At 51.2% G+C, this 12644-nt stretch carries 11 protein-coding genes; all 11 read right to left on the reverse strand.

What is annotated here, in order from left to right:
• Window positions 1-384 precede the first annotated feature (384 nt).
• The 11 genes from CHB92_RS14985 to CHB92_RS15040 all read right to left on the reverse strand — a co-directional run bounded on the left by CHB92_RS14985 (window position 385) and on the right by CHB92_RS15040 (window position 12586).
• Window positions 385-1545: an acyltransferase family protein gene (locus tag CHB92_RS14985; protein WP_089320046.1), complete on the reverse strand. Its 1161-nt coding sequence runs from the start codon at window positions 1543-1545 to the stop codon at window positions 385-387.
• Between the two features lie 319 nt (window positions 1546-1864).
• Window positions 1865-2371 (reverse strand): hypothetical protein, encoded by a 507-nt coding sequence (locus CHB92_RS14990; RefSeq protein ID WP_089320047.1) that lies wholly within the window; start codon window positions 2369-2371, stop codon window positions 1865-1867.
• 2 nt (window positions 2372-2373) lie between these two features.
• The gene (locus CHB92_RS14995) at window positions 2374-2640 is read right to left on the reverse strand and encodes a DUF6527 family protein (protein WP_089320048.1); all 267 of its coding nucleotides are present in this window, start codon (window positions 2638-2640) and stop codon (window positions 2374-2376) included.
• A complete protein-coding gene (locus tag CHB92_RS15000) occupies window positions 2637-3203 on the reverse strand; it encodes a CHAP domain-containing protein (protein ID WP_218824265.1) in 567 nt (188 codons plus the stop codon). The genes CHB92_RS14995 and CHB92_RS15000 overlap by 4 nt, the downstream gene beginning before the upstream one ends.
• Window positions 3204-3470: 267 nt before the next feature.
• On the reverse strand, window positions 3471-3776 hold the full coding sequence (locus CHB92_RS15010; protein WP_089320051.1) for a hypothetical protein: 306 nt from the start codon (window positions 3774-3776) through the stop codon (window positions 3471-3473).
• A gap of 29 nt (window positions 3777-3805) precedes the next feature.
• Window positions 3806-6637 (reverse strand): LamG-like jellyroll fold domain-containing protein, encoded by a 2832-nt coding sequence (locus CHB92_RS26390; RefSeq protein WP_089320052.1) that lies wholly within the window; start codon window positions 6635-6637, stop codon window positions 3806-3808.
• The gene (locus CHB92_RS15020; RefSeq protein ID WP_089320053.1) at window positions 6637-9303 is read right to left on the reverse strand and encodes a hypothetical protein; all 2667 of its coding nucleotides are present in this window, start codon (window positions 9301-9303) and stop codon (window positions 6637-6639) included. Before CHB92_RS15020 ends, CHB92_RS26390 begins: the two co-directional genes overlap by 1 nt.
• 3 nt (window positions 9304-9306) lie before the next feature.
• Window positions 9307-9786: a hypothetical protein gene (locus CHB92_RS15025; protein WP_089320054.1), complete on the reverse strand. Its 480-nt coding sequence runs from the start codon at window positions 9784-9786 to the stop codon at window positions 9307-9309.
• A complete protein-coding gene (locus CHB92_RS15030) occupies window positions 9779-11947 on the reverse strand; it encodes a hypothetical protein (RefSeq protein WP_089320055.1) in 2169 nt (722 codons plus the stop codon). The genes CHB92_RS15025 and CHB92_RS15030 overlap by 8 nt, the downstream gene beginning before the upstream one ends.
• Window positions 11937-12311, reverse strand: a complete 375-nt coding sequence (locus CHB92_RS15035; protein WP_144266321.1) for a hypothetical protein — start codon at window positions 12309-12311, stop codon at window positions 11937-11939. Before CHB92_RS15035 ends, CHB92_RS15030 begins: the two co-directional genes overlap by 11 nt.
• On the reverse strand, window positions 12248-12586 hold the full coding sequence (locus tag CHB92_RS15040) for a hypothetical protein (protein WP_089320057.1): 339 nt from the start codon (window positions 12584-12586) through the stop codon (window positions 12248-12250). The genes CHB92_RS15035 and CHB92_RS15040 overlap by 64 nt, the downstream gene beginning before the upstream one ends.
• Between the last annotated feature and the right edge of the window lie 58 nt (window positions 12587-12644).

The raw sequence follows: 12644 nt of genomic DNA on the forward strand, positions 1-12644 counted from the left end.
ACGGTTTTCATGGCTTTTCAGGTTTAGGTGTCTTGCAACCCTTTCTACTTGAATAGCCATGTTTTTTGTTAGACCAGCTTATCTCGAATTCACGTACTGTTACAACGAGCTCAGGTGCCTATCTGTGTCAAGGGCTACACTTTTCTTCGGATGACACAGCACCAACTGCTGCCCAATGAATGTTCTGGGGAGGTGATACAAACAAAAAAAGCCTTGCAACAAACTTTGTTACAAGGCTTTAATTTTTACTAAGTGGAGATGCAGGGATTCACCAAACAAGCATAACTAATTGATTATTAGCAGTATCATTTACACGTGTGACGTATAAGGTGCCGTAACAAAACAAATGAAGCCAATCTTACTGGGCGCCAAAAGTAAGTTTTCTCAAACCTTGATTAAATCCCTCGCTGATGCGGCCTTTTTTCTGTACGGCAGGATAAACTTCTTAAAGAAAGCCCGCCCCCATTTCACAGATTCCAGCTCCAGGAAAGTGTAGAGGGTATAAGCCACAGCCGACACAATTAATAAAATGAACCCTATTGCCATGCCTTTCGAAAAATAAAATGTCACAGTTGGAGGCAAAGAAAATCTGTCCTGCCACTGATCCACGAAATATCGAATAAGCTGTGGCAGGAAGGGCTGATGGATTAAATATACGCTATAGCTGATTAAGCCGAACCAAACAGCTACTTTGTAGACAGGCCTTGTAACCCTATTAAGCTTTTTGACAGGTTTAGAAAGGTAAGCCCCCAGGGCAAGGAGATAGAAACAGGAGAAGGCGTGGTAGTCCCATACCTTATAAAAATTGAAGAACTTTATAGACACGACAAGCATCAACACCCCTGCCAGTTGCCACCTGTTCAACCGCGGGATACCACAACCTGAAACATAACGCTCTGCTAACCATGCGCCCATACCCCATATAACCCACATGCGCATCAGAGAAAGACGAGTTGTCCAATCCTCCATATCCCCAAAGGAAAAGACTACGGCCAGGATTGACAGCAGTAATAACGTTTTGTTTATCCCCACCCTATTCCTGATATAAAGGAAGAGGGGAAACAACATATACAGCTGAAACTCCAGCGCTAATGACCACAGAGAGGGGTTAATAGAAAAGATGGTAGTTTGATCCCAATTGTGGATCAGGAGCAAGTGAGAGACAATATCCCACCTGTTTACTGGGTTACTTACCGTGATGGCAAAAAAGAGCATCACGAGTAGATAGACAGGATATATGCGCCAGAACCTCCTGTTAATGAAGGCTGCTATGTCTAAAGGCGTTCCCTTCTGTAAGTAACCATAATGAATTAGGAAACCGCTAATGAGCAGGAAAAGAGGAACGCCTGACCACCCGAACCCGACTGGCGAAAAGGCAAGCAACAAACTTAGCTTAGGCATACTCTGGTAATCCAGAAAGAGGCCATCATAGACAGTCAGGAAGCTTGGGAACGCAACCTGACAGGCATGGTAAAGAAAGACCATAAGGCAAGCAACCGCCCTCACTACATCTATTTTCTCTATGTAGTCTGTATCTCTTTCCAAAACATCCTAACTTTGTTTAAACGAACACCTACAATAATACAGAAAAACCTTAAACCTTTAACATTTATCTAGTGAGCACAAAGAAAAGATTCCTGAAGTCTAGTATGGTCTTTTCGCTGTGCTTGGCTGCCGTTTGGTTGATCGTTCTATACTTGAACAAGCAATCGGTATCGCCTCTTCTTGTCATCAAAGTCGTTGCACTCTCCTTTATAACTTCTTTGATATGCGTTCTAATAGACTGGTATATTACCACACATAAATAAAGCCTTTTACGAACAAGGTTTGCAAGCTCAGCGATAACTAGCTCTTATAAAAAACATTAGACAAACGGCAAGAACCTCCTTATGATCGGCCAGCTGAAGCTTAGGGTAAGCAGTATGATCAGGCACCAAAGCCACCAGAGACTTTGCTTTTCCTCTGTTACGTTTCCCACGTCCTTTAGCTTGGAGTTGCCCACGTCCTGCTGCTGGCCAGCCTTCTTGTTATCGTTGTAGCTGTCGATGTTGCCGGACTTCTTGCTTTCGTTGTAACTGTCCTTGTTGCCGGACTCCTTATTATAGGAGTCCTGGTTAAACGAGTTCTTGATCTTCACTTTGCCCCCTCTCCCCTTCGTGATCACCAGCAGCTCTTTTGCTGAAAGCCTTTTGGTGAAAACGCCCAGGTCCGCCAGCTGTGCGGAATCAGCAGGCGTAAAACTTAGGCTGTCCAGAGAGATCACCTGCGCGGTTATTTGACCATCAGGCTTAAAGACTGACTCTAGCAAGGTACAGGATGTTAAGGACAGGAGTGTCCCGAACATCAGTAAAAGGGTGAATAGCTTTTTCATCTTTATAGTTCTGGGAGTTCTACTGTCTGGCCTGCCAGCTTGTGCGTGCAGTCGCTTAAGAACTGAATCTTACCATCCCTCACGAAGGAGTGGCACAGGTACTTTGCACCTCCCTGGCTCCCGATCAGCAAAGATGCCCTGATGGTGGGCTTGTTCCCGTCTCCGTTATAGGTGTGCACTTTATCAGAGAAACCATGCGCCGTATTGCAGCCAGGACAAAAGAAGAGGTGCGTATGTACAGATCCGTTTAATATTGGTTCTACCTTCATAAGTTCAGCGCACCTCCTCCACTAGCTGTAATCCAATCCGAAACCGCGTACAGTTGCCTTATCAGGCGACGCTTCCGGTAAACACCGTCACCTTCGCGGCTCCCAGCATCGTTGGTATTACCTTCAACCGTTATAGCATACCCGTCACCATAATCCCATTTCTCGATAAAGCCCACATGCCCGATCCGGCCAAGGCTATTATAATATAGTGCGAAGAGGTCGCCTCGTTGGGGTGTTGCGTTGTCCTTACGAGAACGTTTCCAGATCGTCTTGCTGTTCGGAAACCAGGCCATGGCCATAGCAGCACCCTTAGGTGCCTGCATGCCGCATTGCTTCATAACCCAGTTAGCGAAAGCCCCGCACCAGGCGTAACCTTCCGAGAGGTTTACAGAGGCGAGGTACTGCTTTACCTCCGGCCCTCTGTTGTTCCCGCCCCGCTCATTGACTCCGATCTGGCTGTTGTACACAGCCGCTACGTTGTTCCTTAAATCAGGCTGACTATGAGCGCTCCTGACAGAAACAATAAGGCATAAAGTGATAAGAAGAGTAAGAATCTTTGCCATGCTGTTAGCGTTAAAAAGTCGACTTTCATTAAGTTTTTGTAGTAAGAGTAGACTACCGGGAAGTTGAACTTTATCCCAAGGAAGACTGCTGCGTTAATAGCCAGCAGTGTGAGCACTCCCAGAAAGATCTTCTGAAGTATGCCCAGGTCAAACACTGCCGAAGTGGGGTCAAGCCAGCGCAACAAAGGGGCTGACGTGAAGAAAATAAGAAGGGCTAAGGGTAGGCCCAACAGCTCAGGCCACCGTTTCAGGAAGCCGGTCATTGCTCTAATTACCTGCATTGATTTTTATTTTTTGGTTTAACATAAGTTCAAGGGTGGTTTTAATGGCTTCCAGCACCAGGCGCTGGTCGGAGAACTTAACGTCCAGGCTCTTGATCTCTTTGTAGAGCTGGTTTTGCTCCTGTTTCAGGTCTTCCTCCAGCTGGCTCACTTTCGTAGTCAGCTGCAGTATCTGGTTATCCTGTTCTTTCTGTTTGTAGATAAGCCTGTAGGCTCCCCCAATGAGAGCGAAGACGAAAGGCACGGAGAAGGCAATAACGCCCCAAAGGGGAATGGTGTAGTTAAAGGTCATCGGTATGAATATGAAGTGAGTATCCGCTATTAACTGTTCCAGGTTCTCCCGGCTCCGCTATTGTAGAGGTAGGTTAATTCGTCTGCTGTTAAAGGTCTACCCCAAACGCCGATCTCGTCTAGCCCCCCGTCTACTGGGTTTGTCCCTGCACCTTGCGCACCTAAATGTAACACCCCTGAACCGTTTCTTAGAATGGCTCCTGTTGCTGCTGTAACCGCTGTTCCGTTGTTAATGCTTAGGCGCAAAGTGTTCTCATTAAGCACCATTGCCACAAACACGTAAGAGCCAGCTGGTGTAAATGTTATTGTTGCCTGCCCCGCTAAGGTGCTGCCGTTGTTAAATTCCGCCACAATCTTACCAGTTGCTTTACTATAGTAGCAAGAATACTCCCGTTGAGTGCCCTCGCCTTTAACGAAAAGTACCTGATAATCTGCCGCTGTATTGTTGAGTTTAAACCAGCCTGCAAGCGTAAAGCCAGTTGTACCGGCGCTTAACCCTGATGCCCCCACGGTTAAATATTGGGCTGAGGAGGCTACAAGTATTGCCCCGTTCGCAACCTTTGCCGCACCTGTCGTTACGCCATTCACTCGTACAGCAACCTTCGTGTTGCCTGAACTGTCCGCAAAATCCCCTGTTGCTTCCTCAAACTTCCAGTATGCCAGCGCATCGGTTGGGAACGTGGTAGCTGTTCCGCCTGAACTTGTTGTGCCAACCTCGTAAAGCTTTAACAGGGCAATCGCACTATAAGCATTGCTTTTTGCAAACGTGCTGTAATCTGGCCCGTATTTGGTGCGGCATCTGTGGTAACGTATAAAGCCTCGCGCCACTCCGTCTGCCCCATCGCCTGTGCCTGAGCCTGCCACTTCTTCCAGGTCGTATACTGTAGCGTTCCAACCTGGCGAACCGATTGAATTACTAGGGTCATCCTCAAAGCTTACGCTGTCAATCGAGAAATAAGTACCTCCAACGGCTTGAATGTTCACCCTAGAGCGCTGTATGCAAATATTGTCTGCATGTATGGCGTGGTTTACCGCGTTGAGTTTTAAGCCTATCCAACAAACGTCTATCAATGTGCCGTATATTCGTGTATGCTCATAGGCATCAATGCCCACATACATTCCATAGGTAAAGCAGTTACTTAAGGTACAGAAAGCGAAATTGTTTGTTTTCGGCATGCGGATGCCGTAAGCAGTTGATGCGGGTTGCTTTGTTACGTTCTGGTTAGACGTTGTGGAAACCTCCAAACTATCCCCGTTAAAATATGCTAATTTTGTGGCGTTAATGCCTGTGGCCTGTGGTGCCACGTCTACCCCATCTGTCTTGCTTCTAACCCTTACACAAACATTTTGAATTTGCGCATGCAAGAAGTTGTACGTGCCCCAGCTTACGGTTTCCGACCTTGTTCCTATAACATCCCCTGCTGCCAGTAAGTTAGATTCTAATATTACCCCTTTTTGCGGTGGTGTGTTAGACCCTGTGGCTGTGAACGGGTTAGAAAATTGATGCGGTGCGACTTCTCCCAATATCTTTACCGTTCGCATGTTAGCGGAATCGCTATAGCTGCTCAAAGGGAAATAAAGCTGCGCATTACTGGCAGCGTCTAGCGGGCCGTTAATTAAATACTTGCCTCTTGGTATAAACACAACCCCACCCCCTGCATCAAAAGCCGCTTGTATAGCCGCTTGTATGGCTACCGTATCGTCTGCCACTCCATCACCTTTAGCCCCATAGTCCTTAACATTATAATAGTAAGAAGTGCCGCTGGCTACTGTTATATTCCCGTTTTCGTCTGGTGCTATGTTATTCACCGTCTTTGCAAAGCCCAAGCTCGCAAACAGGTAGGCTTTAAACCGGGCCAGCGTCCAATTGGCCTTGGTGCCGTCTGTCCGCTCCACCGCCAAAAGGTCCGTGTCGGCTTCCCCGCTTGTCAGTCCGACATACTCCGAAAACCGGGTAACGATCCCTTCCAGCTTTGTTTTCAGCGCGTCGGTGAAAGCGTTCGTATCTGGGTTAGACTCGTACTTGGTCTTGATAGAGGCCGCGGTCTCAGATGTGGAATTACCCTGCTGAAGGACCCACTTGCTGTCGTCCGTGTCCCAGATATATTCCGCAACATCGGCCCCAGCGCCACCATCCACATGGGCGTAATCCCCCGCTACTGCTGTTGGGTGGGCTGTCTGAAGGGCCGATAGGGTCGTGTAAGTCCCCTTAAAGTGCGGCCCGTCCAGCCCTGCCAGCTTCTCCTTCTCAGCCGTGGTATAGTCGTTTGTCGAAAGGCCCTTCCCAGCTTCCTTCACAACATAGTTGCCCAGGGCGGTTGCCAACTCCTCATCCGTCACGTATCCCGCCAACTCTGCCAGCAACTCCTCCCGGGTGATGTATGAAACAGGCTCCTGCTGCTCAACAGCAGTAGGAGACACGAGGAAGTGCGACACATACAAACCTGATGAAGGGTAAGGAGGAACAACAGGGTTCTGGCTGGGCGGTCCGGTTACAATCTCGTAAGTGCCGTCTGCCTTGGCGTAAATCAAATCAAACCTCAAAAGACCTGTATCGGTTGGCAGCACCGTAAAGGTGATAGCTGCATAGGGCACAGGTGTGCCGTTCCAATCAACAGCGCCGGTTCCGTCGATGGCGATATCGTAACCCGTAACCGTTATCCCGGGCATCACATCCCACTCCACCCCGGAAGGAGGAATGGGGATGCCTGAGGTGATAAAGGTTTTAATCCTGTCCAGGGTCTCCTTTTTGTTCCGGTCTGCTGCGTTCGGCTCGTTCAGGTCTACCAAAGGCACCAGGAAGTGCCCCTGCACGGAACCCGTAACACTTGGAAAGTCCGATATGCGTTTTTTCTCTGCCATTATTCGATGGTGATGTATGTAAAGTCTTCTGTTGCTATCCCGTTGTAATCCTCTGTGAAAATGGCGTCTTCCGGTACCAGCTCCTCCGGCCCGCCGAAGATCTCGATGGCCTCTATCTCTGTCAGGCCGCTCTTGGCATTGTAAGAGTACCTGTCGACCAGGAACCTGCTGTTAGGCAGGAAAGGGTCTTTGAGCACAGAAATAGGCGACACAGGACCGGCAAGCCTGGCAGACATCACGAGCAGGGCTCTTGGATGCTGCGCCAGGATATCCCGCACTGTCAGCTCCTGCAAGAGGTAGCCAGTGTTAAACTTGTAGGCTGGCGTACCGTCAGCCAGTGTTATAAGCGCTTCTGTTCGGGGTATGCCTGAGCCATGGTACAGGTCGAGCTCCAGCGGCGCTGTGTTGATCTGCCCCTCGTTCTCCCCTGTGATCTTCATGCGCTCAATGCCATCCAGCTGCCGCTCCTGAAAGCGCACATTATCGATAGTGATCTGCACGCCGCGCAGGTTGTCGCGGTACACCTGTGGGTTGCCGATAAAGAGCCTGGGCTTGCCGGCAACGGACAGCGGATCGAAGTGCACTGTAAACGTGCCTTTCTTGGTAAAGAAGCCGTTGTCTCCCTCCAGGTCTCCGATGCTTACCCCAAACCTTCTGTCCAGGGTGTCCCAGCCGGCAATGTTGATCCTGTTCTCCGGATCTATGTCATAAGGGTAGTAGCCCCTGTATCGTCTTGTAGCCCTTAGCTTGGACTGCTGCTCTCCGTAGTACTCCCCAATGCCCGGCTTCACGTCGAACATCACTTTGGTAGCAGAAGAGACAGAGCCGAACGTGACCTCTCCCTGGTCAAAGGTGAGGTAAGTAGCGATCAGGGTGCCGGCTGGCTCATTGGGTACCGTATCAGGGGCTGCCGCGCTTACCGTTGTTCCCTGCTGATAGGTAAAGCTGCCGTTCTGATTGGCATACACCATGTCAATGCGCTTTTCCAGGTTGCTCACATTGGCCACACCGCTTTTGATCAGCGCATTCTGGAACGTCACCACCGTACCGTTAAAGTTGCCTACTGCCGGGTAAGCGGCATCGTTTGCCAGGTAAAGGTTGCCGTTCTCCAGCGAGAAGACAGGCAGCTCCAGCCAGTTGAACGTCTCGTTTGGCGGGTAATCCTCTACGGTGATGGTATAGTCAAAAGAGACAGTAAAGCCTCTGGTGGATTGTACCAGGAACTCATAGGCCTCGCTTCTGAGGTACTTCACATCAATATCCCCAGCCATGCGTGGCTGCGGAAAGCCCAGCCGGAACTTCTCCCCGTCCAGTATCTGCTCTACCTGCAGGCCTTCCTCCAGATTCCAGAACATGGGCTCGCCATCCACCCACCTTTCGAAGTCGCCGTTAAAGACGAAGTTCTCGTACTGGCCGTAATTGGTGACGCTTGTCACCAGCTTGTAGGCAGGCATGGAGGTCATGTACTGGCTGCCCTCCCGGTAAGACACCTCCCCAAAACGGCGTATCTCGTACAGGTCCTCAAACTCCGGCTCCTTCTTCAGATCCAGCTGCACCTGCGCATCTCCCTTGCCCATGGAGGACTGCCGGCGCTGGTACACGTCCTGCGTCTCTGTGAAGCGGATGATATGCAAAGCGCCTTTGGCCTGCTTGATAAAAGCATTATAAGGCTTTAGTATCCTTTCCAGCACTTCCTTACAGGTCAGCGCCTCGTTCTCGTCGTTATAATAGCCGGACTGATCCACGTAAGCCTGACTTAAAGGCTCAACGTTCAGGTCCATGGTTGTTTCCCAGACGTTCACCGCCATCCACACAGGCAAGTCCAGATCTAGCAGGCGCAGGCAACGGAAGATCACGTCGATGCTTCTGGCCCGGCCGTAATAGCGCTCCCCGTGCGGGTCCAGGTAGGGGCGGTTCTGAAGTAAGCCGATGCCGTCGTAGGCCTGTATCGTGGCCACAAAGGGAATGCTGATCCAAGGCTCGTTGTACACATCTGCCATGTGGTAGCCCCGCCAGTTGAGCACGCCGTCGATGTAGTGGTTTACCTGGTACTCCCGTTCGTCCACGGTATAGAGGTCCTGCATCAGGCCGTAGCGCTGCACGATAATGCCCACCTTCGCCCCGCTACCGCTCAGAACGTCCAGTTTGTTTCTCAGGCCAGGATACTCCACTGTAAAAGGCTTGCCCTCTCCCCTCAACTCTTCCGGCTCTCCAGTATAGCCTTTCTGCATCCACTCTACCCGGTGCTGTTGATGCTTATCGTCCTTCCAGACCATAAAGAAGCGCGGCCCCCTACGCGGCTCAATGGTGAAAGCCTTCGTGGCCACACAAACCGGCTGCTCCTCCTCCGGAGGCGGCGGCACCGCCTCACAGGAGATGGCAATGTTCACCTGGTCGCCAACGTGAGCCAGCCCGTCTACTTTAGGGGTATAGACTACTGTATAGTTATCATTGGCTAAGTCTGTATAGGACTTGCCCGCGTCACGCGTGCCGGGAGGGCAGGTGAACCTATCCAGCACAGTGCCCGAAAAGGTCTGCAACCTTACGTCCAGCTCTGTGTTGTCTGCCGTGCTGATGCCGAACAGGGAGATAAACCCGGCGCCGTTGTTACAGCCCTCCGAGTGCCCCCCTATGTTGTATACCGGATCTTCCCCTATTACTGGCATGGTTTACTTCGCTCTGGCATAGGCAATGTACTGGCCAGGCTGAAGGCCCGTAAACACATTGCTGTCCTGCACATCCACAAACTGATTTAAACTGTACTCCACGGCTCCCGAGTAGCCGGAAATGATAACGGTGATGGTATATTCGCTGCCCGTTCCGGACACGATCACATCGTCTATCTTCAGGCCGCAAACCGTCTCCCCGCCTCCACCGGCATTTTCGGTGCGGATCTGTTCGGTATAGCCTCCTGCCCTGGGTGCCCGGCCGGTACCGTCCCAAACAGTCTTCACCTCTACCAGGGTGCTGCCCTCGTACCAGCTGTCCACCAGCGTTCCCTTTGGCAACACCTCATTAGAGCAGGTGCTGCCCTGCGCCTCTTCCAGCATCACCTCCGTTCGGGCTACCGTATCCCAGTAGTGCCTCCTGGTGATGCCCGGGTTTTGAGAGGCCGTGCCGCAAACTTTTGCTAACTGTATCCTAGCCACGAATCCTCATTTTCTTATAGTTGTGGCGCTCTACAAGGAGAACCAGATCCTCTCCACGTATCACAAATTCCCGCTCTTTCTCTCCTTCAAAGCTTGTGCTGAAGCCGTTCGGGTTTGGAGACCTGTAGCCTCCGGAGCCGCCAAGAGAAGGACCTCCGGCACCTCCTCCGCTTGGCCCTTTAGATAAAACACTCTTCACCACTCCTGCCGCAGCTACTAAGGCGGTACCGGCTGCGATGGCTGCAATAGGGTTAGCCAGTAAGCTTTCAAAGGCCAGCGCTGCCACACCTGCCGCAATGAGGGCTTTACCGAAGTTGCCGGCAAAGTCTGCGACTATCATCATGATGCTGTCAAAAAAGCCTGCTACATCTCCTGTTGCGATCATCTGCCCCAAGGCCTCGCCAAAGCCTGCAATGGCGTTTCCGATAGAGGCCTGCATAAAAGAAGTCATCTCCTCTGCGCTGATCTCTATCTGTCCCATTGCGGCCGCTGCCGCGTCTGCCTGTTGCTGAAAGAAAGCCCTGGCAGACTCTGACATTTCCATAAGGCCCACGCTTACCGGCTCAAAAGCGGTTGCCATTCCGCTAAGCTCCTCCCGTAGGGCCGGTAGGTTGGCTTTTGTGAGCTTATCAATGGCACTTCCTACATTTGGGAGGGTAGTGCCGGCAAAAAGATCATAAGAAGCTTTTAGGCTCTGAATAAGGGTGTCCTGAGGCTTCAGGCCCTGCTCCATCAGGCCGATCATGGCAGTCTTGAACAGTTCTGCCTTGGTGCCCATCTCATCATAGGAGCTCCCGAACAGGATAGCCTGCTTTGTTGCCAGGTTGAACTCTTCCCGCAACTGCGCCAGGAAGTCTGTTGCTGCTTTACCCTTTGCTGCTGAATCTTCAGAGAACAGATCAAGGGTGGCAGTCGGCTCTAAGGCTCTTATTTGCTCCATGATCTGAACATTCTCCAGCTCCAGCTTTTGCCGTTCACCAATAATGGCGTTCAGCTCCTTCCCCTGCCTGATCTGCAACGCGGCTCCACTCCCCGCCTGGCTGTTATCTCCTTGGGCTCGCAGCCTTTCCTGCACTTTGGCCAGTGTCTCCTGCTGCTTGATGGCCTGGGCCTGCATGGACTGTTCCTTGCGGCGCAGATCTGCTATCTTCTGCTCGTTTACCAGCTGTTGCCGGGCCTTCTCTGCTATCAGCTCCTGCGCTGCCCGGGCCTTTGCCGTATCCAGGATAGACTTGCTCAGGCGGTCATAGGCACTAGCGGCCTTTCCTGCCAGCACATCCTCATCCTTCAGATTGGAGAAGTAGCTGGGGTACTGCTTCTGCAGTTCGTCCACTGCCCTTTTGCGCTCGTTTATTGACAGCGACGTATTCTGTGTCTGCTTATAGAGCAAGCGCAGGGTAGTAAGTTCCTTTTGGGCTTCCCTTTCCCCCTTCAGTCGTGCCTGCGCTAAGCTGCCCAGCGAATCGATATAATCGTCTACAGATTGCTCTGCATCACCTAAAGCTTTGGCTGTATCCTTTGTAGCCTTCGCAGAACGCTGCGACCACATCTGGTAAACAGTCCAGGCAGAAGTAAGGGCAGCTATGCCTAAGGTTAAGGCAGAGGCCGGGGTGATTAAAGAAGACAGGGCGGCACCCAAGGCTGCGCGTGTTGAGCCTGCCTGCTGCCGCAACTGGCCAAAGTTTGCCGTCAGCTGCTGAATGTTGTTGCCGATACCCATCATGCCGTACGGGGCATCCTGGATAATTCGGGCAAATTCCATGTTAACCTGACCAGCTGAGCCAGCCAGGTTCCCCATCCCTTTGGCTGCTGAGTTGCTGCCGGAAGCGATACCCGTAAGGCTTGTTTTACCAAGCGACTTAATGCGGTTCATCTCCGCATAGGTCTCCTCCAGCTGCCTGTTCAGCGCCTTTATCTCCTTCTCATCGGTAGCATAGCGCAAGGCCTTGTCATACTCCCTTGCTTCCTTCTGAAGCTGGGAAAGCGAGGTGACCTGTTTGTCAAAGTTGACCTTCAGGCTGTTCAGGTCTACGCCTTTCAGCTTATCAGCAGAGTTCTGGAACTTAAGCAGCGACTTCTGCGCATTGTTAATGCCCGAATCAAGCCCCTGGGAGTTCATCCCAAGGGAGATTACCATGCTTGCTAGAACATTATTGGCCATGCTGCTGCTTTAGTCTTTTTTGTCGTTCTTCCCACTGTTTGAGGATGCGATCAGCGTCCTCTTTGGTGGTGATGCTGCTCTCTACTCTGTCAAAAGAAAGCTTGATGATACTTGTTGGCTTTTGGCCGGTGAGTGCGGCAACGATCAGGCGGGTGTGTGCCCATTGCCTTTCCTCTGCTCTGAAAAATCCGCGTTTCCGGGCCTGCCAGTCACAGGGGCGCATCTCTAGAAAAGTATCCGGCAGCAGGCCCATCTCTCCATAGGCTAACTCTAAGTCCTGCTGCCAGCTTTTCTCGAAGCTTATTGCCTCTCCTGCTTCAGTTTGCTGGTTATTGCCGCCATGCGGCTGATAAAACCCATGCATTTCTCTGCCTCCAGCCAGAGTGCTGCACATGCTTCTTCCCCTGCCTCATCCATCCAGTCGCACACATGCTCTACAGAGAAGTCTTCCGGTAAATCATTTACAGCTTCTCGCACTTTCAGCCCTGCCCAAAGCAAGGCCGGTATAAGTTTGAAGTAGCTTCTGTCAATCTCCTGAATGTTGTAGTGATCAGCCAGGAGCCGGACCGTATTGTTGCCGAACTTAAATACTCGTTCCTGACCGCCGAACTGCATGCGGTACTCGCCAAGGTTTTTCATCGTGTTAGGATTGTGTTAGGAATAAGGAATAAGGAATATGAAATAAGATGGGTACACC

Source organism: Pontibacter ummariensis (assembly GCF_900188175.1).
Classification (GTDB): domain Bacteria; phylum Bacteroidota; class Bacteroidia; order Cytophagales; family Hymenobacteraceae; genus Pontibacter; species Pontibacter ummariensis.

Excerpts from the sequence above, each read along its gene's own strand:
- CHB92_RS14990 (WP_089320047.1), bottom strand. The coding sequence starts at position 2,371 with ATGAAAAAGCTATTCACCCTTTTACTGATGTTCGGGACACTCCTGTCC.
- CHB92_RS14995 (WP_089320048.1), bottom strand. The coding sequence starts at position 2,640 with ATGAAGGTAGAACCAATATTAAACGGATCTGTACATACGCACCTCTTC.
- CHB92_RS15000 (WP_218824265.1), bottom strand. The coding sequence starts at position 3,203 with ATGGCAAAGATTCTTACTCTTCTTATCACTTTATGCCTTATTGTTTCT.
- CHB92_RS15010 (WP_089320051.1), bottom strand. The coding sequence starts at position 3,776 with ATGACCTTTAACTACACCATTCCCCTTTGGGGCGTTATTGCCTTCTCC.
- CHB92_RS26390 (WP_089320052.1), bottom strand. The coding sequence starts at position 6,637 with ATGGCAGAGAAAAAACGCATATCGGACTTTCCAAGTGTTACGGGTTCC.
- CHB92_RS15020 (WP_089320053.1), bottom strand. The coding sequence starts at position 9,303 with ATGCCAGTAATAGGGGAAGATCCGGTATACAACATAGGGGGGCACTCG.
- CHB92_RS15030 (WP_089320055.1), bottom strand. The coding sequence starts at position 11,947 with ATGGCCAATAATGTTCTAGCAAGCATGGTAATCTCCCTTGGGATGAAC.
- CHB92_RS15035 (WP_144266321.1), bottom strand. The coding sequence starts at position 12,311 with ATGCATGGGTTTTATCAGCCGCATGGCGGCAATAACCAGCAAACTGAA.
- CHB92_RS15040 (WP_089320057.1), bottom strand. The coding sequence starts at position 12,586 with ATGAAAAACCTTGGCGAGTACCGCATGCAGTTCGGCGGTCAGGAACGA.